Raw genomic sequence first — 22128 nt, forward strand, 5'->3', positions numbered from 1 at the left:
AGCGTAGTTGCATTAACGTAGCAGCCGGGTGAATCGTGCCTGTTGCTCTAGCGATTGATCAATGGCGTGGGCATCAGGGCTTGTCGTTGCGAAAATTGCAATGAAAGTTGACTCGCCGCGATAAAAAAAGCCGCTGAAAGCAGCGGCTTTGCAGACAACTTTTCAAAGGGAAGAGCCGAGGAAAAGTGTCGAGGGAAACGGCAGTGAACGGTGCGGATCAGCTGTCCTTCTCGACCTGTGGCAGGGCCTGAGTGGTCGAGGCTTGCGGGGCTTGGGCGTCTTGCGCAGCCTTGGCCGTCATCTCGATCTGCTGCTCTTGGAACGCTGCAGCGCGTGCGGCGTTATGTGCGACGAAAGTCTGCGATTCTTCCGCCATCGCCAATGGCGACAGGAACAAAGAGGACAAAACGAAAGCGCTGGCAATACCCATACTGTTGGACATCTTTAAAACCTTCTTGCTTGGCAAGTGCTGTTTGGTGCGGGCAAAGATAAGGATCTTGGGCGAGGGGAAAAAGAGCGGATTCATGAAAGGACTGTTGCTGTTATGGCAACAGTTGGTTGGTCGCACACTTGTGTTCAACCCGGAACCAATGTGGGAGCGAGCTTGCTCGCGATAGCATCATCTCGGTTCAGAAGTTGCACCGAGTCGCTTGCATCGCGAGCAAGCTCGCTCCCACAAAGGAAGAGGGGGTCAGACAGGAAGATGAATCCCGAACGTATTCATCCCATGGTCACTGCGCACGAACACATCGCCGCCATGCATCAACGCAATCGCCTTGACGATGGCCAGCCCAAGGCCATGGTTGTGGCCGCTGTTGCTGCGCGAGGCATCGACCCGGTAGAAACGCTCGAACAGTCGTGGCAGGTGTTCACGGGCAATCGGAGAGCCGGGGTTGGCGACGCCGATGCTGACCTGATGTTCTGCGGTTTCAATGTGCACTTCAATCACCTGACCGGGCGCGGTGTGCTGCACCGCGTTGTTCAGCAGATTGATCAACGCCCGGCGCAGATGGGCGATCTCGATGCTCACTTGCGCGTCACCACTGACCTCTACCTGGACCTGGGCGTCCTCGAGAATGAAGTCCAGGTATTCCAGGGTCGTGGCCACCTCATCGGCCAGCGACGTGGACGTCAGTCTGGTTGCCTTGCTGCCCTGATCGGCACTGGCCAGGAACAGCATGTCGTTGATGATCGAACGCAGTCGCTCAAGCTCTTCGAGATTCGATTGCAGCACTTCGAAGTAATGCTCGGCGGAGCGTCCGCGGGTCAAGGCGACCTGGGTCTGGCCGATCAGGTTGGTCAGTGGCGAGCGCAGTTCATGGGCGACGTCGGCATTGAACGATTCAAGGCGTGAGTAGGCCTGCTCGACCCGTTCCAGAGTCGAGTTGAACGAGCTGACGAACTGATCGAGTTCCGGCGGCAACGGTGACAATCGCAAGCGTCCCGAGCGCAACGGCGGAGCCAGGCGCCGGGCTTCCTGGGACAGTTTGATCAGCGGCTTGAGGCCGATCCGCGCCACCCAATAACCCAGTGCCGAGGCCAGCAGCACGCCGACAATCGCCAGGCTGATCAGCGCGATCAGCAGTTGATGCTGGGTATGGAAAAACGTCTCGGTGTCGATGGCGATCATGAAGCGCAGCGGTGGGCGCTGGTCCTTGGCCGGGAACTCGCTGACCAGCACTTTCAGCGGATAGGGGTGATCCGCCAGTTGCATGTCCCGCGTGCCCAGCGGCCCTTGGGCAAAGGCGCGGACCTGTGGGGTCAGGTTGCCGTATTCGTAGTGCGGATCGCCGCTGATGATCCAGAAGCTGATGCGCTTGTCTTCTTCGCTCAGCAGGTTGAGCTTGTTGTTGATCTTCACCCAATGCTCAGGCGTGCCGTAACGGCCGACCGTGGATTCGAGCACGCTGTAGCGCGCGTCCAGCTCGGCTTCGGGCAACAGGCCCAGGCCTTTGTCGACCTGCTGGTACAAGGCCCAGCCGATCAACAGGAACACCAGCAGCGCCACCAGCGTGAACATCCCGCTCAGGCGCAAGGCGATGCTGTTACTGGACACCACGGCTCTCCAGCACATAACCCATGCCGCGAATGGTGTGCAGCAGTTTCTCTTCGAAGGGGCCGTCGAGCTTGGCCCGCAGGCGTTTGATCGCGACTTCGACGACGTTGGCGTCGCTGTCGAAATTGATGTCCCAGACCATCTCGGCAATGGCGGTTTTCGAGAGGATTTCACCCTGGCGCCGGGCCAATACGCTGAGCAGCGAGAACTCCTTGGCGGTCAGGTCCAGCCGTGTGCCACCCCGGGTCGCCTTACGGCTGATCAAATCTATCCACAGGTCGGCGATGCTCACTTGCACCGGTTCATGGCCACCGCTGCGCCGGGTCAACGCTTGCAGGCGTGCCACCAGTTCAAGGAAGGAAAACGGTTTGCCCAGGTAATCATCGGCGCCGTCACGCAGGCCCCTGATGCGATCTTCCACACGTTCGCGGGCGGTGAGCATGATCACCGGGGTCTGCTTGCGCGCACGCAAGGCGCGCAACACGCCGAAGCCGTCGAGGCCCGGCAACATCACGTCGAGGACGATCACGGCGTAGTCGCTCTCCAGCGCCAGATGCAGGCCTTCGACCCCATCCCGCGCCAGGTCCACGGTGTAACCCTGTTCCGTCAGGCCGCGGTGCAGATAGTCCGCGGTTTTCTCTTCGTCTTCGATAATCAGGACGCGCATGACCCCGCCTCAGTCTGTGGTCGCCAGCGCGGGTACTGGCGAAGGTTTAGCCCTATGAAATAACCGCTCCAGCCACAAGTATATGACCGGCGTGGTGAACAACGTCAGCGCCTGGCTCACCAGCAAGCCGCCGACTACCGCGATCCCCAGAGGTTGGCGCAACTCGGCGCCGGTGCCGTAGCCAAGCATCAGCGGCAGGGCGCCGAGCAGCGCGGCGAGGGTGGTCATGATGATCGGCCGGAACCGCGTGATGCAGGCCTTGAAGATCGCTTCTTCAGGCGACAGTCCGCCATTGCGCTGCGCTTCGAGGGCGAAGTCGATCATCAGGATGCCGTTTTTCTTGACGATACCGATCAGCAGCACCAGGCCGATCAAGGCCATGATCGAAAAGTCCTGACCGCAGATCCACAGCATGATCACTGCGCCGAGGCCCGCCGAAGGCAAGGTCGAAATGATCGTCAGCGGGTGCACGAAGCTCTCGTAGAGCACGCCGAGAATGATGTACACCGCCACCAACGCTGCCAGGATCAGCCACGGCTGGCTGGCCAGCGAACTCTGGAACGCCTGGGCCGCGCCCTGGAAATTACCGCTGATGGCGGTTGGCATGCCGATGTCGGCCTTGGCCTGGTCGAGCATGATCACCGCATCGCCCAACGCCACGCCGGGTGCCAGGTTGAACGACAGGTTGGCGGCCGGGAACATGCCGTCATGGGCGATGGACAGTGGGCCGATGGTGGGCGCATCGAACCTGGCCAGGGCCGACAGCGGTACCATTTCCCCGCTCAGGGGCGAGCGCAGGTAGAAATAGTTGAGGCTTTCGGCCTTGCCGCGTTGCTGGGTGTCCAGCTCCAGGATCACGTTGTACTGGTTGACCTGGGTCTGGAATTCATTGATCTGGCGCTGGCCGAAGGCATCGTACAGGGCTTCGTCGACGTCGCTGGCGGTCAGGCCGAAACGCGCTGCGGCGCTGCGGTCGATGCTGATGTGGGTGATGCTGCCACCCAGTTGCAAATCGTTGGAAATATCGCGGAAGGCCGGGTTGGCGCGCAGTTTTTCCGTCAGGCGCTGGGTCCAGGTGCTCAGGGTCGGACCATCGTTGCTCTTGAGCACATATTGATACTGGGCGCGGCTCGGGCCTGAACTGAGGTTGATGTCCTGGCCGGCGCGCAGGTACAGGACGATGCCCGGCACTTTCATCAGTTGCGGACGAATCCGGTCGATGAACTGACTGGCCGAGACATCGCGGTCGCTGCGTTTTTTCAGGGTGATCCAGAACCGGCCGTTGGCGATGGTCTGGTTGCTGCCGGAGACACCGACCGAATGCGAGAACGTTTCCACGGCAGGGTCGGCGGCGACGATTTCTGCCATGGCGAGGTGTTTTTTCACCATGTCGCCGTAGGAAATGTCAGCAGCGGCTTCGGTGGTGCCGAGGACGAAGCCGGTGTCCTGGATCGGGAAGAAGCCTTTAGGAATGAAGATGTAACCGGCCACGGCCAGACCCAGTGACAGGCAGAATACGCCGATCATCAAGCGCTGATGGGCGAGGGCGCGGCGCAGGCCTTTTTCGTACCAGGCCAACAGACGCTCACCAAAGCCCGGTTTGTCGTGGGCATGATGCACTGGTGCGCGCATGAACAGCGCGGCCAGGGTTGGCGCCAGGGTCAGCGACACCACCACCGAAATCAAGATGGTCGAGGTGGCGGTCAGGGCGAACTCCTTGAACAGTCGCCCGACCACGCCTCCCATGAACAGCAACGGAATGAACGCTGCCACCAGCGAAAAGCTGATCGACACCACGGTGAAACCAATCTCGCCCGCGCCCTTGATCGCCGCTTCGCGCATGCCGTCGCCGGCCTCCAGGTGCCGGTGAATGTTTTCCACCACCACGATCGCATCGTCGACCACAAAGCCCACGGCCACCACGATCGCCACCAGCGTCAGGTTGTTCAGGCTGAAGCCCATGACGTACATCAGCGCAAAACTGGCGACCAGCGAAACCCCCAGCACCGCCGACACAATCAGGGTCGCCGACAACTGGCGCAGGAACAGCGCCATCACCGCCACCACCAGCATGATCGCGATCAGCAGGGTGATTTCCACTTCATGCAGAGACGCGCGAATGGTCTGGGTCCGGTCGATCAGCACCTTGACCTGCACCGAGGCGGGGAGCATCGCTTCCAGCGCTGGCAAGGCGGCCTGGATGCGGTCCACGGTTTCGACGATGTTGGCCCCCGGTTGACGGAAAATCACCAGGTTCATCCCCGGTTGCGAACCCGCCCAAGCCTGGACGTAGGCATCTTCCGAACCGTTGACGACTTTGGCGACATCGCGCAGATGAACCGGCGCGCCGTCCTTGTAGGAAACAATCAGCTGGCTGTAGTCCTCCGGGTGGAACAACTGGTCGTTGGTGGACAGGGTCGAGATGCTCGACTCCCCGTACAGCGCACCCTTGGCCAGGTTGAGGCTGGTCTGCTGGATCGCCAGGCGGATGTCGGCAAGGGTCAGGCCGATGGCGGCGAGTTTGTCCGCCGAAACCTGGACGCGAATCGCCGGACGCTGCTGACCGGTGATGGCGACCTGGCCTACGCCGTCGACCTGACTGAGCTGACGGGACAACAGGGTTTCCGTCAGGTCGCTGAGCTCCGGGCCGGGCATCAGCGAGGAGTTGACGCTGAGGATCAGCACCGGACTGTCGGCCGGGTTGACCTTGCGCCAGGTCGGCAGGTTCGGCATGTCCTTGGGCAGCTTGCCCGCGGCCGTATTGATCGCCGCCTGCACTTCCTGGGCGGCGGTGTCGATGCTCTTGTCGAGGGTGAATTGCAGGGTCAGGATGGTCGAGCCCAGTGCACTGCTCGAGGTCATCTGGGTCACGCCGGGAATGGCACTGAATTGCACCTCAAGGGGCGTGGCCACCGAGGACGCCATGGTTTCCGGGCTGGCGCCGGGCAATTGCGCGGCCACCTGGATGGTCGGGAATTCTGCCTCCGGCAACGGCGCTACCGGCAGGCGCGGAAACGCGATGACGCCGAGCAGCACCAGGGCGAACGTCAGCAGGACCGTGGCCACCGGGTGGTCGATGCACCAGGCGGATACCGAACCGTGACCCTTCATTGTGCCGCCTCCGATTGCACCACTTGCGGCGGCTCGGTCATCAGCTGCACCGTCGACCCCGGTTTGAGCCGCGACTGACCATCGCTGACCAGTACATCCCCCGGTTTCACACCCTTGATGATGTCCTGGCCGCTGCCTTGATAGACCATTTGCACCTGGACGGCTTCGACCTTGTCGCCATTGACCCGGTACACGAAGTGTTGGTCGAGGCCGCGTTGTACGACCGTCGGCGGCACCACCAGTGCATCCTTATCCAGGGCTGTCTGAATCTTTACCGTCACCAGCAGACCCGGCCACAGCTTCTGCCCCGGATTGTCGAACTCGGCCTTGGCGCGGATGGTGCCAGTGTTGGCATTGATCTGGTTGTCGATCAGGGTCAGGTGACCTTCGCCGAGCAGGTTGCCGGTTTCACCGTCGGTGTCAGCTCCGATGTAGGCCTTGACCCGGGCGTGCTGTGGGTCGTTGATCAGGCCCTGCAAGGTCGGCAGCATTTGCTGCGGCAAGGAGAACTCCACGGCGATCGGGTCGATCTGGGTCACGGTGAACAGGCCCTGGGTGTCGGTCATGCGCAGGAAGTTGCCTTCATCCACGGTGCGAATGCCGACGCGACCGGTCACTGGGGAGCGAATCTGTGTGTAGGAAAGTTGTACCTGAGCTGCGTCGATTGACGCCTGATTGCCTTGGGCGGTGGCTTTGAGTTGGTTCACCAGCGCCTGTTGCTGGTCGTAGGTCTGCTTGGAAACGCCGTCGTCAACGCTCAGCAGTTTGTAGCGCTTAAGGTTGACCAGTGCCACTTGCAGCTGCGCCTGGCTTTCGCCCAGCTGTGCCCGGGCCTGGTCGAGGCTGGCGCGGATCGAGCGGTCGTCGATGGTGGCCAGCAGGTCGTCTTTTTTCACCAGTTGGCCTTCCTTGACCATGATTTTGGTGAGGATGCCGTCGATTTGCGGGCGGACCACGACGCTGTGCAGGGACAGCACCGAACCGATGCCGCTGACGTAGCGTGGCACGTCTTTTTCGACGACGGCGACCACGCGCACCGGGATGGCGGTGGGGGTGGCGAGTTTGGTCTTGACCGGTTGGGTGGCATACCACAGGCCCAGCGCTGCCAGGACGATCAGAAGGGCGACGAGCAGGGCGGGTTTTTTCTGGGTTCGCATGCGAGTGGGGCGCCGGGGCTGGGTTTTTGGTCGAAGGGTAGTTTCCTTTATAAACCTGTTTGGCGGTCAGGAGGGTGACGGCTAACTGACGGCACTGTCAGTTTGGGGGGACTTGGCGGCCTGACAGCCGACCTGGCTTTTGTAGATGTACTTGATCCCTGTGGGAGCGGGCTTGCCCGCGAAGGCGTCCTGCCAACCGCCCCATCACTTTCGGATGTATGCAGCGCCTACAGCATAAAACCGTGGCTCAGTTCGCCACCCGGACCCCACCCAGACTCCCGCTCAATTCATAAGCCGCCAGTTCCGCCTGATGCGCTGCCAGCAACTCCGGCAACGATCCGCGCAAATACTCGACCCAGGTCTTGATCTTCGCATCCAGGTACTGGCGCGAAGGGTAGATCGCATACAAGTTCAGTTCCTGCGAGCGGTATTTGGGCATCACCCGCACCAGCGTGCCGTTGCGCAGGCCTTCAATGGCGGCGTACAGCGGCAGGACGCCAACGCCCATGCCGCTGATGATCGCGGATTTCATCGCGTCGGCGGAATTCACCAGAAACGGTGAGCTGTTGATGGTCACCATTTCCTGGCCGTCAGGACCGTCGAAGGCCCATTTTTCCAGCGGGATCACCGGGCTGACCAGGCGCAGGCAGGCGTGGTTGAGCAGGTCGCTGGGTTTCTGTGCGCAGCCGTTGGCTTTGACGTAGGCCGGCGAGGCGCAAACGATGCTGTAGGTGATGCCCAGGCGCTGGGAGACGAAACCCGAATCCGGCAGTTCGCGGGCGAGGACGATGGACACGTCGTAACCCTCGTCGAGCAGGTCCGGCACGCGGTTGGCCATGGTCAGGTCGAAGGTTACGTCCGGGTGGGTCTTGCGGTAGCGGGCAATGGCGTCGATCACGAAGTGCTGGCCGATGCCGGTCATGGTGTGCACTTTCAGTTGCCCGGCCGGGCGGGCGTGGGCGTCGCTGGCCTCGGCTTCGGCTTCTTCGACGTAGGCCAGGATCTGTTCGCAGCGCAACAGGTAACGCTTGCCGGCTTCGGTCAGGGCGATGCGGCGGGTCGTTCGGTTGAGCAGGCGGGTTTGCAGGTGGGCTTCCAGGTTGGAGACCGCGCGCGAGACGTTGGCCGTGGTGGTGTCCAGTTGCACGGCGGCGGCGGTGAAGCTGCCGGCTTCGGCCACGTAACTGAAGGCGCGCATGTTTTGCAAAGTGTCCATGGGGTGCTCTCTCGTCGAATGACAAATTGTGACACGAAGTTTCTGTTTATTTACAGGCGACTAAAGATCGACTTGCGGATTATCTCGTTAACGGTAACAAAGATTCACAGGAATCCCAGCTTATCGCCATTCAGGCCGCCCCCTAGAATTGCGCAACTGGGCAACCGGAGCTGGACCCACCGCACAACCTGTGGGAGCGGGCTTGCTCGCGAAGAGGGCATCACATTCAACAGAGATGTTGACTGACAGACCGCTTTCGCGAGCAAGCCCGCTCCCACAAAAGCGGATCTCCGGTTTCCAGAAAATCTCATGCCTCCCCCTATTTTCAGGAAATCGCAGCAGTGCCGCGTCGCATCAGCAGAGCGCTTAAGCCGCTCAGTTTTTTGGCTTTAACCCTGGCAATCAGCGGCTGCATCGGAACCGGAGGTATTACCCCGCAGGGCGAGGCGCTGGAGGCCAATTCACTGGCCACCGACGAAGCAATCCAGAGCGCCGCACAAGATGCGAATTGGCCCACCACGCAATGGTGGCAAGCCTATGGCGACCCCCAACTGAACCGCTGGATCGACCTCGCCCTGCAAGGCAGCCCGAGCCTGGCCATGGCCGCCGCGCGGGTGCGTCAGGCCAAGTCCATGGCTGGTGTGGCCGAAGCAGCCGAGTCGCTGCAGATCAATGGCGAGTCCACCCTCAAGCGCCACAACTGGCCTACCGACCCGTTCTATGGCCCCGGCGAGCTGGCCAACAGCACCACTTGGGACAACAACGCGGCCCTGGGTTTCAGTTATGCCCTCGACCTCTGGGGCCGTGAAAGCAATGCCACCGAGCGCGCCGTGGACATGGCGCACATGACCGTCGCCGAAGCGCGACAGGCCCAGCTCGAGTTGCAGGACAACATCGTGCGCGTCTACATCGAACTCTCGCTGCATTACGCGCAACGGGACATCGTTGATGCGACCTTGAGGCAGCAACAGCAGATTCTTGAGCTGGCGCAGAAGCGTTTGAAGGGCGGCATCGGCACCCATTTCGAAGTCAGCCAGGCCGAGACGCCGTTGCCGGAAACCCATCGCCAGCTCGATGCCCTCGACGAAGAAATCGCCTTGAGTCGCAACCAGCTCGCCGCCCTCGCCGGCAAGGGTCCGGGTGACGGCGCGCAGCTGCAGCGGCCAACGCTGTCGCTGGGGGCGCCACTGAAATTGCCGTCGTCGCTGCCGGCGCAATTGCTCGGCCAGCGCCCGGACGTGGTCGCCAGTCGCTGGCAAGTGGCGGCGCAGGCGCGGGGCATCGATGTCGCCCATGCCGGGTTTTATCCCAACGTCGACCTGGTCGGCAGCCTCGGCTATATGGCCACCGGCGGCGGGGCCCTGGAGTTCCTGACCGGCAAGAAGCTCAACTACAGCGTGGGTCCGGCGATTTCGTTGCCGATTTTCGATGGCGGGCGTTTGCGTGCCGAGTTGGGCGAAGCCTCGGCCGGGTATGACATCGCCGTGGCCAAGTACAACCAGACGCTGGTCAATGCCCTGAAAAACATCTCCGACCAGTTGATCCGCCGCGAGTCCATGGACAAGCAGCAGGCGTTCGCCGCCGAGTCGGTGGCCACCGCGCAGAAGACCTACGACATCGCGATGATCGCCTACCAGCGTGGCCTGACCGACTACCTCAACGTGCTCAACGCCCAGACTCTGCTGTTCAAGCAGCAGCAAGTGCAGCAGCAGGTCCAGGCAGCGCGATTGAGTGCCCATGCGCAATTGGTGACGGCGTTGGGCGGTGGTCTCGGTGCCGGCAGCGACGTGCCGAATGCCGAACAGACTCAAGTGCCGAAAACCCCGAGCCTTTTGCGTTGAACACAAAACCTGTGGGAGCGGGCTTGCTCGCGAAGGCGGAGTTTCAGACGACATTTATGCTGCCTGACACTCCCTCTTCGCGAGCAGGCTCGCTCCCACAGGTTCCGGTTTTCACTGGAATTTATTGAGCAGGATTTGATGACTCCCTTGCCCGCACCCTTGCGCTGGCTGTACTCCCTTGAATGGCGCCGGGGTTTCTTCGACTGGGCACGCAGCGATGGCGTGACCTGGGTCTACATCTTCAAGGTGCTGTTCGCGGCATTCCTGACGCTTTGGCTGGCCATGCGCCTGGAGCTGCCGCAACCGCGCACGGCGATGATCACCGTGTTCATCGTCATGCAGCCGCAGAGCGGCCAGGTGTTCGCCAAGAGTTTCTATCGGTTTCTCGGCACCCTGGCCGGGTCGGCGGTGATGGTCGCGCTGATCGCCCTGTTTGCGCAGAACACTGAGCTGTTCCTCGGTTCGCTGGCGATCTGGGTCGGTATCTGCACGGCCGGTGCCGCGCGCTGCCGCAACTTTCGCGCCTATGGATTTGTCCTCGCCGGGTACACCGCCGCGATGGTCGGCTTGCCCGCGCTGGCCCATCCGGATGGCGCGTTCATGGCGGCGGTCTGGCGAGTGCTGGAGATCTCGTTGGGCATTCTCTGTTCGACCCTGGTCAGTGCGGCGATCCTGCCGCAATCGGCCAGCGCGGCGATGCGCAATGCCTTGTACCAGCGCTTCGGCGTGTTCGCCCTGTTCGTCACCGACGGCTTGCGCGGTCGCAGTCAGCGCGAGGCGTTCGAGGCCGGCAACGTGCGTTTCATCGCCGAAGCCGTGGGTCTGGAAGGTTTGCGTAGCGTCACTGTTTTCGAAGACCCGCACATGCGTCGACGCAATGGCCGGCTCAGTCGCCTGAACAGCGAATTCATGGGCATTACCACGCGCTTCAACGCCTTGCACCAGTTGCTCGAACGCCTGCGCAGCAGCGCGGCAGACCAGGTGGTGGAGGCGATCAAACCCGGCTTGCAGGACCTCGCCGAGCTGCTCGACGGCTTCAGTGGGCGTGCCCTGACCAGCGCCGATGCAGCGCGTCTGGTCACGGTGCTGAGCGCCTACAAGGAAGGGTTGCCGGCGCGGGTGCGCTGTTTGCGGGCGACGTTCCAGCAGAACAACCCGAGCGAGGCCGGGCAACTGGATTTCCACACCGCCTACGAACTGCTCTATCGCTTTGTCGACGACTTGCACAGTTATGCACAGACCCACGCGTCGCTGGCTGATCACAGTCACGAACGGGAGCGCTGGGACGAGCCGTTCACCCCGCAAACCAACTGGATGGCAGCGGCGGCATCGGGGATACGCGCGGCATTCATTCTGGTGGTATTGGGCAGCTTTTGGGTGGCAACCGCCTGGCCGAGCGGTGCGACCATGACCCTGATTGCCGCCGCGACCGTGGGCCTGTCCGCCGCCACCCCGAACCCCAAGCGCATGGCCTTTCAGATGGCGTGCGGGACATTGCTCGGGGCGCTGATTGGCTTTGTCGAGATGTTTTTCATTTTTCCGTGGATCGACGGATTTCCGTTGCTGTGCGTGATGCTCGCACCGGTGATCGTACTCGGCTCGTTCCTCACCTCGCGGCCGCAATACGTGGGCGTCGGCCTGGGCTTGCTGATCTTCTTCAGCACAGGTTCAGTGCCGGACAACCTCACGGTCTACAACCCCTACACCTTCATCAACGACTACATCGCCATGGTGCTGGGCATGCTGGTGTGCGCAGCGGCCGGGGCGATCATTCTGCCGCCCAACAGCCGCTGGTTGTGGCGTCGCCTGGAGCAGGACCTGCGCGGTCAGGTGGTATACGCCATCAGCGGCAAGCTCAAGGGCCTGGCGTCGAGTTTCGAAAGCCGCACCCGCGACCTGGTGCATCAGGCCTACGGCTTCGCGGCGGGCCAACCGCAGGTGCAGCGGGACTTGCTGCGCTGGATGTTCGTGGTGCTGGAAGTCGGCCACGCGATCATCGAATTGCGCAAGGAACAGGCGATTCTGCCGGTGCACCCGGCCTATGCCGAATCCCAGCCATGGCGCCAGGCGATCCGGGTGATGGGGCGTGCGCTGGTGCGGCTGTTTTTGCAACCGAACAGCAGCAACCTCGAACGCGCGCTGATCGCGGTCGATCACGCGATCAGTCGTGTGCAGTCCACCGACGAACCTTTCGCCCCGCATTTCGATACCTCGGCGTTGCGCCGGGTGAAGAGCTACCTGCACTTCATCCGCACCTCGCTGCTCGATCCGCAATCACCGCTCGCGGCCTTCACAAGCAGCCAGCCAAAAGGACTAGAACATGTCTCGTGAAATCGCCTTCCACGGCGTGTACATGCCGACCATGACCCTGATGTTTTTCATCGCGGCGGCCCTGGCCTGGGCGCTGGACCGGTTTCTGTCCGGGTTCGACCTGTACCGCTTCTTCTGGCACCCGGCGCTGCTGCGTCTGAGTTTGTTTACCTGTCTGTTCGGCGCCATGGCGCTGACTGTCTACCGTTGACTCTCTATCACTGAGAATGCCCCGATGAAAAAGTTTTTCAGCCTGCTCGCGACCCTGCTGGTGCTGGCCCTCGCGTTGTGGATCGGCCGCTCCCTGTGGGAGCACTACATGAACACGCCGTGGACCCGTGACGGCCGCGTGCGTGCCGACATCATCAACGTTGCCGCCGACGTCACCGGCGAAGTGGTGGACGTGCCGGTGCGCGACAACCAGCTGGTGAAAAAAGGCGATTTGCTGATGCAGATCGACCCCGAGCACTACCGTCTGGCGGTCAAGCAAGCGCAGAGTCTGGTGGCATCGCGCAAGGCGACCTGGGAGATGCGCAAGGTCAACGCCCATCGTCGCGCCGATATGGACAACCTGGTGATCTCCCGGGAAAACCGCGACGACGCCAGTAACCTCGCCGACTCGGCCCTGGCTGATTACCAGCAGGCCCAGGCGCAACTGGAAGCCGCCGAACTCAACCTCAAACGCACTGAAGTGCGCGCCGCGGTAGACGGCTACGTGACCAACCTCAACGTGCATCGCGGCGACTACGCGCGCATCGGCGAGGCGAAAATGGCTGTGGTCGACATGAACTCGTTCTGGGTCTACGGCTTCTTCGAAGAAACCAAGCTGCCCCACGTACGCGTCGGTGATAAGGCCGACATGCAACTGATGAGCGGCGAAGTGCTCAAGGGCCACGTGGAAAGTATCTCGCGCGGCATCTACGACCGCGACAACCCGGAGAGCCGCGAACTGATCGCCGACGTCAACCCGACCTTCAACTGGGTACGCCTGGCGCAACGGGTACCGGTGCGCATTCACATTGATGAAGTGCCGGAGGGTGTGGTGTTGGCGGCGGGGATTACCTGTACGGTGGTGGTGAAGCAAGGCGAGGGTGCTTAAACCTTGTAGGAGCGAGCCTGCTCGCGATGAACCAGAGCACGCCGCGTTTATTCAGAATGCACGCGTTATCGTTGACGTCCATCGCGAGCAGGCTCGCTCCTACAGTTGATCGTCGTCGTGTTCAGCAGAAGGTCTCTTGCAAATGCCGCCAAAGAATCCTGTCATCTAACTTCTCGAACACAACCGTGGAACGACGATCCGAGTGCAACCCGGTCGCATCGGTCTGTTGCTCGCGGTAGCTCACGGTTGCGCCACCGTCGTATAACGCAATGCCACGCAACTCGCTGAGCTCAATGCGGACCCCGAGTTTCTTGCCGCCCGCCAGCGTGAACAGTTCGTTCAGCGCGTCAAAATCCAGCACCCGACCGAGCGGCGAGACCATGGAGAACTGCGGCGAAAAACGCGTCAGCAGTTTTTCGAGATCGGACGCGTCGCGTTCCTCGGCCAGCCATTGTTCGATGGCCACGTGGGCCTGGATCACTTCGTCGAAGTATTCGGTGTAGTCGGTCATCAACTCATTCCTGAAATTTGCAGTGTCTGTTCCGGCGCCATCGCGAGCAGGCTCGCTCCCACAGGGGAACGCATTTCAAATGTGGGAGCGAGCCTGCTCGCGATAGCGGCGACGCGGTCTCAGAGCTGCCCACGCAACCCGAACCGCTTCATCAGCCCGGACTCGAGCAAACCCTTGGGCAGCAAACTGGCCATCAGCGGCAACGCGCGGCTGCCATTGCCCAGGCGGATCAGCCGTGGCGGTTTGGCTTGCTGCACGGCCTTGAGCAATCCGGCGGCAAACTCACTGGCCGGGGTCGGCCTGTCCTGGGAAGCCCTGGCCCGGGCGCGTATGCCTTCACGCAACGGAAACCACGGCGATTGTTCACTGATCAGTTGCTCGGCTTCGTGCCCGGCATTCTTGGCGAAGCTGGAAGCGATGGCCCCCGGCTGCACCTCCAAGACCCGCACGCCGAATGGCGCCAGTTCCATGCGCAAAGCGTCGCTCAAGGCATGTACGGCAGCTTTCGAAGCGCAGTAGGCGCCGGCGAATGGCGTCACCAGTACGCCGGACACGCTACCGATATTCACCACCAGCCCCTTGGCCCGACGCAGCACCGGGAACAAGGCGCGGGTAACGCCGACGATGGCGAACACATTGGTCTCGAACTGGCGCTGCATGGCCGGTACGCCGCCATCGAGCAACGGCCCCATGGCGCCATAACCCGCATTGTTGATCAGCACATCGAGGCCGCCGGTTTGCTGGTTGATTCGCTCGCTCAAGGTTTCGAGTGCCACGGCATCGTTGACATCCAGTTGCACGGCGGTGAAACCCGCAGCGGTGAGTGCCGCGACATCTTCGGCCCTGCGGGCACTGGCCCAGACTTCATAGCCGGCGACCTTGAACGCATCGGCAAGGGCACGGCCAATGCCGCTGGAGCAACCGGTAATCAACGCAACGGGCATGGCGCATTCCTTGTGCAAAAAATGGGGGAGGGATCAGTCGGAAAAACTACCCTGCAATCGCTCGGCGCGAAACTCCAGGGTTTCCGGCCGGTAGCCAGGGCGCAACGGCGGCAGCGGCAAGCAATCTTCCCAGTTGCCACCGGCCTGCAATTCGCCGGGGCCGCGATAACGCGGGGCGGTGTATTGGTTGTCGGCCAGGTTCACCGTATCGCCCGGAGCATAGGCCGCAATCCGCCAGCGCAGCTCGGTCAGCGGCACGTCATTGCCATTGTTCATCGTCAGTTTCAGCGGTCGGTCGGCCGGGCAGTGCTCGGGCGCATAGCTGATGCGCAACTCCAGGCGTTGCAGTTGCTTGAGTTCGCGGTGGTCCATCCAGATGACCCAGGTCGCGACGATCCCCAGCCCCACGGCGGCGGCCACGGATACGGGCAAGGCCTTGGCCGGATAGCGCAGCAACAGGATCAGCCAGGTGATGACCAGCAGGACGCCGATGAACATGACGCGCAAACCTCGGGAGCAGAGAAGTGCATCCTACCTAAGCGTAGGTGCGATTGGCGATGGGAGAGATTTTCGCGGTGACTGTGGGGGCCCCTTCGCGGGCAAGCCCTCTCCCACAGGTTTTTTGGTTGTTCACGAATGTTGTGTTCCACCCGGTCCACTGTGGGAGCGGGCTTGCCCGCGAAGAGGCCAGTCGAGGCACTACAAAAAACCAGTACAAAAAAAGCCCCCGAACCACCCGCTGCGGATAGGGAACGCAGCAGGCTGGACGAGGGCTTCTTGTTTTACTGAGCGTTACTGCGCGATCGTCTTCACCGCAACCCCACGCTCAACCGGCGTCGAGCGCCCGTAGATATCTTCAAACCGCTCGATATCGTCTTCACCCAGATAGCTGCCGGATTGAACCTCAATGATCTCCAACGGAATCTTCCCCGGGTTACGCAGGCGATGCACCGAAGCAATCGGAATGTAAGTCGACTGGTTCTCGGTCAGCAGGAACACGTTCTCGTCACAGGTCACCTCGGCGGTGCCGCTGACCACGATCCAGTGTTCAGCACGGTGGTGATGCATCTGCAGCGACAGGCAAGCGCCCGGTTTGACCGAGATGTGCTTGACCTGGAAGCGGCCGCCCATGTCCACCGAGTCGTAGGAGCCCCACGGACGGTAGACTTCTAAGTGGTTCTGGGTTTCGCTGCGGCCCTGTTCGTTGAGGGTGTTGACCATCTGTTTCACGCCTTGGACCTTGTCCTTGTGGACGATCATCATGGCGTCCTTGGTTTCGACCACGACGATGTTTTCCAGGCCGATCACTGACACCAGTTTGCCGTTGCCGTGGATCATGCAGTTTTTGCTGTCCTGGATCACCACGTCGCCTTTGGTGACGTTGCCGTTGGCGTCTTTTGCATTGACTTCCCACAGCGACGACCAGCAACCGACATCGCTCCAGCCGGCGGTCAGCGGCACGACGCAGGCGCGTTGGGTTTTTTCCATCACCGAGTAGTCGATGGAATTGTCCGGGCAGCAGGCGAAGGTGGCTTCGTCGAGGGTGATGGTGTCGGCGTCCTGGTGGCTGCGCTCCAGGGTCAGCAGGCAGGTGTCGTAGATGTCCGGATCGTGCTTTTTCAGCTCTTCGAGGAAGCGGCTGGCGCGGAACAGGAACATGCCGCTGTTCCAGAAGTAACCGCCGGACTGGACGAACTCGGTGGCGCGCTTCACGTCGGGTTTTTCGACAAAGTGCGAGACGCGGCTGACGCCTTCGGGCAGCAGCGAGTCGTTGGTCGACTTGATGTAGCCATAACCGGTTTCCGGCTTGGTCGCCGGTACGCCGAACAGCACCATTTCACCGTTTTCGGCAGCGACTGTGGCCAGGGCCAGGGCGCGTTGCAGGGCTTTCTGGTCTTCCAGGACGTGGTCGGCCGGCAATACCAGCATCAGTTCGTCGCGACCTTCATTGACCAGCATCATCGCGGTCAGGGCCACGGCCGGCGCGGTGTTGCGACCGAACGGCTCCATCAGGATGCGCTGGGATTCCAGTTTGCGCGCCGCTAATTGCTCGTTGACGATGAAGCGGTGGTCCTTGTTGCAGACCACGATGGGCGTGTCCATGCCTTCGAACACCAGGCGTTCCAGGGTTTGCTGGAACAGGGTGTGTTCGCCGGTCAGGGCCAGGAACTGTTTAGGGAATTGTTTGCGGGAAAGCGGCCAAAGACGTGAGCCACTACCACCTGACAAGATCACTGGAATCATGTTGTTACTCCTGGAATATCGATTGGTTAGAGCTACTGCGTTCTGTCGTTTCACTCTTGTTTTTGTTTCGTAGCCCGATTGACGCCTAGATACTTTGTGGGAGCGGGCTTGCTCGCGAAGGCGATGGATCAGTCGACATTGATGTTGAATGTCAGACCGCTTTCGCGAGCAAGCCCGCTCCCACAGGGGGATGCGTCAGTCAGGCAAATTGTTTAGCGCGTCGACACCGGGCGTTTCACCCAGACCGGCGACAGGCTGCTGCCGCTGCCGGTGACGTACAGCACCGCGGCTTCACCGCGTTCCAGGGCGACCGGTTTCACGTCGCCGACTTTGGTGGTGCCGTCATAAAGCGCCAGGCTGACTTTCACCGGGTTGATTTCACGTTCGCCGCGACCCTTGGGCGCAACGTTCGGGACCACGTCGGTCTTGCCATCGGCGGTTTTCAGGGTCAGCGCCTTGTCGCTGAGGTTTTGTACGCGGACCAGGGACTTCTGCTTGTTCTTGAACGGCGGCTCTTCGATCAGTTGCGGTGCGCCGCTGGCGTTGTTGACCAGGGTGTAATAGTGGTCGCCGGCCAGTTTCACCGGCAGGCTTTGGCTGCCGACCTTGGCGCTGTAGTCGCCGCCCGGCATGAAGCTGAAGTCACTGCTCGACAGTGGCGCGACATCGCTCAGGTTGGTGCTGCCGACGGTGGCGCTGACTTCGGCGTTGCTGGCGTTGTAGATACGCACGAAGGTCGAGCCTTTCGGTGCGGTCGGGCCGTACAGGGCGGCGTCGCCAGCGGCGAAAGCCTGTACCGACAGCACGCTGAGGCCGGCAACCAGAGCAAAGCTTTTAGCGAGACGACGAGGAGTTGTAGTGAAAGTCATGGTGTACCTCTCTTTCAGTTTTGCGCCCGATCGGGCGTCTCGGATTTAGTGTTTGCAGCTACGTTTTGTTGGCGGGCGCCGGCTTGTTTAAGCTCTGCGACCCACTGCGGGTCGGCGTCGCCGATTTCGTTGTTCACAGGCAGATATCGTTCAGGGAACTCCCAGATCAGCACCTGTGGCGGGCTGTTCTTGAAGGCATCGCTTTTCAGGTAGCTGAGCATCGGCAGAATCGGGCCGTGGCCGTCTTCGGCGTAATTGACCACGTCGCTGTGCAGCGCCTGCTTGAGCGCTCCGACGAAGTTCCAGTTGGGGTTGGCGCTGTAGCTGGTACCGATCAGGGCTACCGGCACTTCGGTGTTGGCGAACAGCGCGTCGCCGCCGGCGGGCTGATCTTCAGCGGCGACCGTATTGCGCTTTTGCAATTGCTCCTGTTTTGGCATCAGGTTTTCGAACAGCGGGTCCAGTGGCAGGAACAGACGCAGGTCGCCCTTGTGGGTGACGGTTTCGGCCGGTTCGGTGACGAAGCGCTGCGGTTCGCCGCTCAGCGGGTACTTGTCGGCAATGGTCCTGGCCAGTCGGTTGGCGGCGATCTCGGCGCCTTCCGGGGTCCAGTGGGTGTCGGTGCGCAGGAACACTTGCTGGCCGTTCTGCTTGGCCTGTTGCAGCGGGCCGAGCAGGTCTGGGGCCGGAATCCGGTCGGCGGCCAGGCGCTGGTGGAAGTCCTTGTAGAGGTTGGCGTGGATGCTCGCCGGTTTCACCTCACCCAGATGTTCCGGGTACAGGCGCACCTTGGCTGGCACCACTGCCATCACCAGTTGCACGCCTTTCTCTTTCAAGGTCTGGCGCACGCCTTCGACCAGCGCGTAGTTGCCTTGCAGGTTCAGCTCTTCGTTGACCACCGGGTGGAATTCTTCATCGCTGTACAACCACTGGTCGCGACCGAGCACCACGCCCGGACGACCTTCGTTGAACAGTTTGAAATCCAGCGCGGCCCATAGATTGGTGCCCAGGCGCTTGATCGGGAACTCGTCGTCGTAGTGGGTTTCCACGGCCTTGGTCCAGCGACCGTTGAGCACCGTCGCATCGGCGTTGGTGCTGAAGCCGAAGAAACTGCGCACCGACCACAGACCGAGCACCAGCAGGGTCACCAGGAACAGCGCGATGTAGAAGATGCGTAATGAGCGGGTCATGGTCAGATCCCTCAGAACTGGAAGTAAAGGAACGGCGAGAAGCTTTGCGCCGAGAGTTTGAGAATCGAGGCGATGAACAGCAGCAGCACCAGCGCACGCATCACGTAGCGCGACCAGTCAGCGGTCCAGTAGGCCGGTTGCACCTGGGCTTCGACGCCGACGGTGTAGCCAGGCTGGTGGATGCTCGCCGGGTTATCCCCAGGCACGGCCTTGATGGTTCCCGGTGTCGCAGCGGCCGGGCCGTCGGTGTCGACGTTCACAGCTGGCTTGGTCTTCACCGGAGGCTGATTGGTGTAGAAGTCGCGCAGGCCGAAAAACGCCAGGGTCACGTAGGCCACGATCAGCGTCGCCACTTGCAGGCCGGTGAGGCTGGCCTGGTTGAGTTCCGACAGCGACCAGTCGCTGAAGCTGAACATCGCGCCGTACATGCGCCCGGCGACATGCAGGTTTTCCGCACGGAAGATCACCCAGCCCATCACCACCAGCAGGAAGGTCAGCACCCAGCGGATCGGGTTGAAGCTGCGTGGCGAAGTATTCAGGCCGATGGCTTTTTCAATCGCCAGCCACATGCCGTGCCATGCACCCCAGACGATGTAGGTGATGTTCGCGCCGTGCCACAGACCACCGAGCAGCATGGTCAGGAACAGGTTGCGATAGGTCATCAGCGTGCCTTTGCGGTTGCCGCCCAGGGTGATGTACAGATAGTCACGCAGCCAGGTCGACAGGCTGATGTGCCAGCGCCGCCAGAACTCGGTGATCGACTGGCTGACATACGGCTGCTTGAAGTTTTCCATGAAGCGGAAACCCATCATCAAGCCCAGGCCGATGGCCATGTCGCTGTAGCCGGAGAAGTCGAAATACAGCTGTGCGGTGTACGCCAGGGCGCCGAGCCAGGCATCGCCCGTGGTCGGGTTTTGCAGGGCGAAGCAATGGTCGGCCACCACCGCGAGGGTGTCGGCGATGAAGACTTTCTTGATGAAACCCTGCATGAACCGCGTGCAGCCCTCGGAGAACTTGTCGAGGGTGTGGGTGCGGTTGTTGAACTGGTCGGCCAGGTCGCGAAAACGCAACACGGGACCGGCGATCAAGTGCGGGAAGATCGCCACGAACGCCGCGAAGTCGATCAGGTTGCGGGTCGCCGGAGTGTCGCCACGGTAGACGTCGATGATGTAGCTGATGGACTCGAAGACGTAGAACGAGATCCCGATCGGCAGCAGCACGTGGGTCAGGATGAAAGGCTCCAGGCCCACCGACGTCATCATCGCGTTGATGCTGTCGACGCCGAAGTTGGCGTACTTGAAGTAGCCGAGGATGCACAGGTCGACGGCCACACCGAGCAGCAGCCAGCGCTGCGCCGGTTTGGTCTTGACCCCGGCGGCACCGACTTTCAGGCCGATCCAGTAGTTCCACAGCGTGACGCCGGCGAACAGTGCGAGGAAGTCCACACGCCACCAGGCGTAGAACACGTAACTGGCAATCAGCAGCAGCAGATTGCGATAGCGTTGCCCGCTCAGGTAGTACAAGCCGAGGAAGATCGGCAAGAACAAAAACAGGAACACGTTGGACGAAAAAACCATCCCGATCTCTCCTTGTTTGAACCAACAGTCAAGGGCCAACGGCCCCCCCAAACCCCCCAAGAAAACCTGGAGGGCAACACACAAAAAACTCACACCAGACGCTGACTCTGTAGGAGCTGCCGAAGGCTGCGATCTTTTGATCTTGATCTTTAAAAGCAAGATCAAAAGATCGCAGCCTTCGGCAGCTCCTACAGGGGGTTGTGTCTGGTCTAGGATCCCTTATTGCCCTTTTCATTGGCCGGGTCGTAGACCTTGGTCAGGTCGCCGCCGAGGCGGAAGGTCTTGAACGGTTGCATCTTGTGTTTCTTCGCCAGCACCTCGGGCGAGCAGGTGTAGAGCGAGCAGTACGGTTCGAGCCAGGCGAACTTCATGTCCTCTTTGAGGTCGGTCATGTCCTGTTCCTTGCCGTTCTTTTTCTCGAACTCATCCGGGTCTTTCACCCCGGACAGCACGCGGTCGCCCAGGCGTTTGAGTGCGCCGTTGTTTTCCTGACGCAAGTCCACTCCGTTGACCTGGGCGAAACTGGCGATCATCGCCAGCGGCGGCAGGGCGTAGTTGTGGTAGGCCAGGGCCCGTTGCTGACGCTTGAGTTCGTTGGGCAGGTAGCCGTCGGCGTCGATCTGGTTGGCGCCGACCTTGTATTCCTTCACCGCCCAGTCGAACAGGTCGCGGCGGTTGGTGGCGACGGACGTGGCCATCACCGACCAGGCGGCCCAGTACGAGTGGTTGTTGGTCTGCTCGAGCGGCAGGTTGTCCCAGTCGCTGACCACCTGGTCGGCCATCTTGCTGAACCAGGCTTCGATCAACTGCGCTTGCTGTTGATGGGTGGCCAGCGGGTGGGAGTCGGAAAACTTCAGGCGGATATAGGCCGAAGCCATGCTGCCCAGGGCCCATTTGCGCATCGACTTGCCGGTGTGGTTGAAGTCCTTGGACATCAACGCGTCGGCCTGGGCCCAGGCGGTCAACCAGTTGAGCGTGCATTCCAGTTGTTCCGGGCGACCGTCACGCATGAACTGCATCACGCGCTTGCTGGTGCCGCGCTCGATCTTGGTGATGTCGGCGGTGCTGTCGCGGAAGGCTTTTTCCGACTGCACGTTCAGGGTCGCGCGGGCCTTGTCCGAACCTTCGTACTTGCTGCGAAATTGCAAAGAGCCGGTGTAAGGCGTCGGCATCGCATCGCAGCCTTCGCTCTTGTCGCCCGTCTTGAATTTATCCACAGGCGCAAAATAGCCCTGGGGTGGACGCAGTGGCGCCGCCGCTTGCGTGGCCCCGGCGAACATCGCCAGGCTCAGGAGCGTCGGTGCCAACAGTGTTGATAATTTCGGATTGCGCATGG

18 protein-coding genes are annotated in these 22128 nt (G+C 61.4%); 4 read left to right on the forward strand and 14 right to left on the reverse strand.

The window, feature by feature from the left end; genetic code table 11:
• Positions 1-217: 217 nt before the first annotated feature.
• The 6 genes from PMI26_RS0129455 to PMI26_RS20980 all read right to left on the reverse strand — a co-directional run bounded on the left by PMI26_RS0129455 (position 218) and on the right by PMI26_RS20980 (position 8207).
• Entirely contained in the window at positions 218-442 is a 225-nt protein-coding gene (locus PMI26_RS0129455; protein WP_033047644.1) for a hypothetical protein, read from the reverse strand.
• Positions 443-691: 249 nt separating this feature from the next.
• Positions 692-2056, reverse strand: a complete 1365-nt coding sequence (locus PMI26_RS21000) for a heavy metal sensor histidine kinase (RefSeq protein ID WP_007972616.1) — start codon at positions 2054-2056, stop codon at positions 692-694.
• On the reverse strand, positions 2046-2723 hold the full coding sequence (locus PMI26_RS20995; RefSeq protein WP_007972618.1) for a heavy metal response regulator transcription factor: 678 nt from the start codon (positions 2721-2723) through the stop codon (positions 2046-2048). Before PMI26_RS20995 ends, PMI26_RS21000 begins: the two co-directional genes overlap by 11 nt.
• 9 nt (positions 2724-2732) lie before the next feature.
• The gene (locus tag PMI26_RS20990; protein WP_007972620.1) at positions 2733-5834 is read right to left on the reverse strand and encodes a multidrug efflux RND transporter permease subunit; all 3102 of its coding nucleotides are present in this window, start codon (positions 5832-5834) and stop codon (positions 2733-2735) included.
• Positions 5831-6991 carry an efflux RND transporter periplasmic adaptor subunit gene (locus PMI26_RS20985; protein ID WP_007972622.1) on the reverse strand — a complete coding sequence of 387 codons (1161 nt, stop codon included), beginning with the start codon at positions 6989-6991 and terminating at the stop codon, positions 5831-5833. Before PMI26_RS20985 ends, PMI26_RS20990 begins: the two co-directional genes overlap by 4 nt.
• 247 nt (positions 6992-7238) lie before the next feature.
• Positions 7239-8207, reverse strand: coding sequence for a LysR family transcriptional regulator (locus PMI26_RS20980; protein WP_007972623.1), 969 nt, complete (start codon positions 8205-8207; stop codon positions 7239-7241).
• A gap of 341 nt (positions 8208-8548) precedes the next feature.
• Here PMI26_RS20980 and PMI26_RS20975 point away from each other — a divergent pair, with 341 nt between their 5' ends.
• From PMI26_RS20975 to PMI26_RS20960, 4 genes are all read left to right on the forward strand, one after another.
• On the forward strand, positions 8549-10048 hold the full coding sequence (locus tag PMI26_RS20975) for an efflux transporter outer membrane subunit (RefSeq protein ID WP_007972626.1): 1500 nt from the start codon (positions 8549-8551) through the stop codon (positions 10046-10048).
• Between the two features lie 138 nt (positions 10049-10186).
• Positions 10187-12379: an FUSC family protein gene (locus tag PMI26_RS20970; RefSeq protein ID WP_007972627.1), complete on the forward strand. Its 2193-nt coding sequence runs from the start codon at positions 10187-10189 to the stop codon at positions 12377-12379.
• Positions 12369-12569 (forward strand): DUF1656 domain-containing protein, encoded by a 201-nt coding sequence (locus PMI26_RS20965; RefSeq protein WP_007972628.1) that lies wholly within the window; start codon positions 12369-12371, stop codon positions 12567-12569. The genes PMI26_RS20970 and PMI26_RS20965 overlap by 11 nt, the downstream gene beginning before the upstream one ends.
• A gap of 24 nt (positions 12570-12593) precedes the next feature.
• The gene (locus tag PMI26_RS20960) at positions 12594-13457 is read left to right on the forward strand and encodes an efflux RND transporter periplasmic adaptor subunit (protein ID WP_007972629.1); all 864 of its coding nucleotides are present in this window, start codon (positions 12594-12596) and stop codon (positions 13455-13457) included.
• A gap of 121 nt (positions 13458-13578) precedes the next feature.
• Here the strand turns inward: PMI26_RS20960 and PMI26_RS20955 are convergent, their stop codons facing one another.
• The 8 genes from PMI26_RS20955 to PMI26_RS20920 all read right to left on the reverse strand — a co-directional run bounded on the left by PMI26_RS20955 (position 13579) and on the right by PMI26_RS20920 (position 22126).
• On the reverse strand, positions 13579-13968 hold the full coding sequence (locus PMI26_RS20955) for a DUF4440 domain-containing protein (RefSeq protein ID WP_007972630.1): 390 nt from the start codon (positions 13966-13968) through the stop codon (positions 13579-13581).
• Between the two features lie 119 nt (positions 13969-14087).
• Positions 14088-14912, reverse strand: coding sequence for an SDR family oxidoreductase (locus tag PMI26_RS20950; protein WP_007972631.1), 825 nt, complete (start codon positions 14910-14912; stop codon positions 14088-14090).
• Positions 14913-14945: 33 nt separating this feature from the next.
• Positions 14946-15410, reverse strand: a complete 465-nt coding sequence (locus tag PMI26_RS20945) for a hypothetical protein (RefSeq protein ID WP_007972632.1) — start codon at positions 15408-15410, stop codon at positions 14946-14948.
• Between the two features lie 294 nt (positions 15411-15704).
• Positions 15705-17156, reverse strand: coding sequence for a mannose-1-phosphate guanylyltransferase/mannose-6-phosphate isomerase (locus tag PMI26_RS20940; RefSeq protein ID WP_007972633.1), 1452 nt, complete (start codon positions 17154-17156; stop codon positions 15705-15707).
• A 212-nt stretch (positions 17157-17368) separates the two neighbouring features.
• Positions 17369-18025 (reverse strand): alginate O-acetyltransferase AlgF, encoded by a 657-nt coding sequence (locus PMI26_RS20935; protein WP_007972635.1) that lies wholly within the window; start codon positions 18023-18025, stop codon positions 17369-17371.
• Positions 18026-18039: 14 nt separating this feature from the next.
• Complete coding sequence (locus PMI26_RS20930) at positions 18040-19215, reverse strand: alginate O-acetyltransferase (protein ID WP_007972637.1); 1176 nt, start codon at positions 19213-19215, stop codon at positions 18040-18042.
• An 11-nt stretch (positions 19216-19226) separates the two neighbouring features.
• On the reverse strand, positions 19227-20792 hold the full coding sequence (locus PMI26_RS20925; RefSeq protein ID WP_007972639.1) for an MBOAT family O-acyltransferase: 1566 nt from the start codon (positions 20790-20792) through the stop codon (positions 19227-19229).
• A gap of 209 nt (positions 20793-21001) precedes the next feature.
• The gene (locus PMI26_RS20920; protein ID WP_007972641.1) at positions 21002-22126 is read right to left on the reverse strand and encodes a mannuronate-specific alginate lyase; all 1125 of its coding nucleotides are present in this window, start codon (positions 22124-22126) and stop codon (positions 21002-21004) included.
• Positions 22127-22128: the final 2 nt, after the last annotated feature.

Origin of the sequence: Pseudomonas sp. GM33, from assembly GCF_000282295.1 — a bacterium.
Taxonomy (GTDB): domain Bacteria; phylum Pseudomonadota; class Gammaproteobacteria; order Pseudomonadales; family Pseudomonadaceae; genus Aquipseudomonas; species Aquipseudomonas laurylsulfatiphila.

Bases quoted from the DNA above. Each gene is read 5' to 3' on its own strand.
- PMI26_RS20970 (WP_007972627.1), top strand. From the start codon at position 10,187: ATGACTCCCTTGCCCGCACCCTTGCGCTGGCTGTACTCCCTTGAATGG.
- PMI26_RS20920 (WP_007972641.1), bottom strand. From the start codon at position 22,126: ATGCGCAATCCGAAATTATCAACACTGTTGGCACCGACGCTCCTGAGC.
- PMI26_RS20980 (WP_007972623.1), bottom strand. From the start codon at position 8,207: ATGGACACTTTGCAAAACATGCGCGCCTTCAGTTACGTGGCCGAAGCC.
- PMI26_RS20990 (WP_007972620.1), bottom strand. From the start codon at position 5,834: ATGAAGGGTCACGGTTCGGTATCCGCCTGGTGCATCGACCACCCGGTG.
- PMI26_RS20935 (WP_007972635.1), bottom strand. From the start codon at position 18,025: ATGACTTTCACTACAACTCCTCGTCGTCTCGCTAAAAGCTTTGCTCTG.
- PMI26_RS20940 (WP_007972633.1), bottom strand. From the start codon at position 17,156: ATGATTCCAGTGATCTTGTCAGGTGGTAGTGGCTCACGTCTTTGGCCG.
- PMI26_RS20960 (WP_007972629.1), top strand. From the start codon at position 12,594: ATGAAAAAGTTTTTCAGCCTGCTCGCGACCCTGCTGGTGCTGGCCCTC.
- PMI26_RS20950 (WP_007972631.1), bottom strand. From the start codon at position 14,912: ATGCCCGTTGCGTTGATTACCGGTTGCTCCAGCGGCATTGGCCGTGCC.
- PMI26_RS20925 (WP_007972639.1), bottom strand. From the start codon at position 20,792: ATGGTTTTTTCGTCCAACGTGTTCCTGTTTTTGTTCTTGCCGATCTTC.
- PMI26_RS20995 (WP_007972618.1), bottom strand. From the start codon at position 2,723: ATGCGCGTCCTGATTATCGAAGACGAAGAGAAAACCGCGGACTATCTG.
- PMI26_RS20945 (WP_007972632.1), bottom strand. From the start codon at position 15,410: ATGTTCATCGGCGTCCTGCTGGTCATCACCTGGCTGATCCTGTTGCTG.
- PMI26_RS0129455 (WP_033047644.1), bottom strand. From the start codon at position 442: ATGTCCAACAGTATGGGTATTGCCAGCGCTTTCGTTTTGTCCTCTTTG.
- PMI26_RS20965 (WP_007972628.1), top strand. From the start codon at position 12,369: ATGTCTCGTGAAATCGCCTTCCACGGCGTGTACATGCCGACCATGACC.
- PMI26_RS20955 (WP_007972630.1), bottom strand. From the start codon at position 13,968: ATGACCGACTACACCGAATACTTCGACGAAGTGATCCAGGCCCACGTG.
- PMI26_RS20930 (WP_007972637.1), bottom strand. From the start codon at position 19,215: ATGACCCGCTCATTACGCATCTTCTACATCGCGCTGTTCCTGGTGACC.
- PMI26_RS20985 (WP_007972622.1), bottom strand. From the start codon at position 6,991: ATGCGAACCCAGAAAAAACCCGCCCTGCTCGTCGCCCTTCTGATCGTC.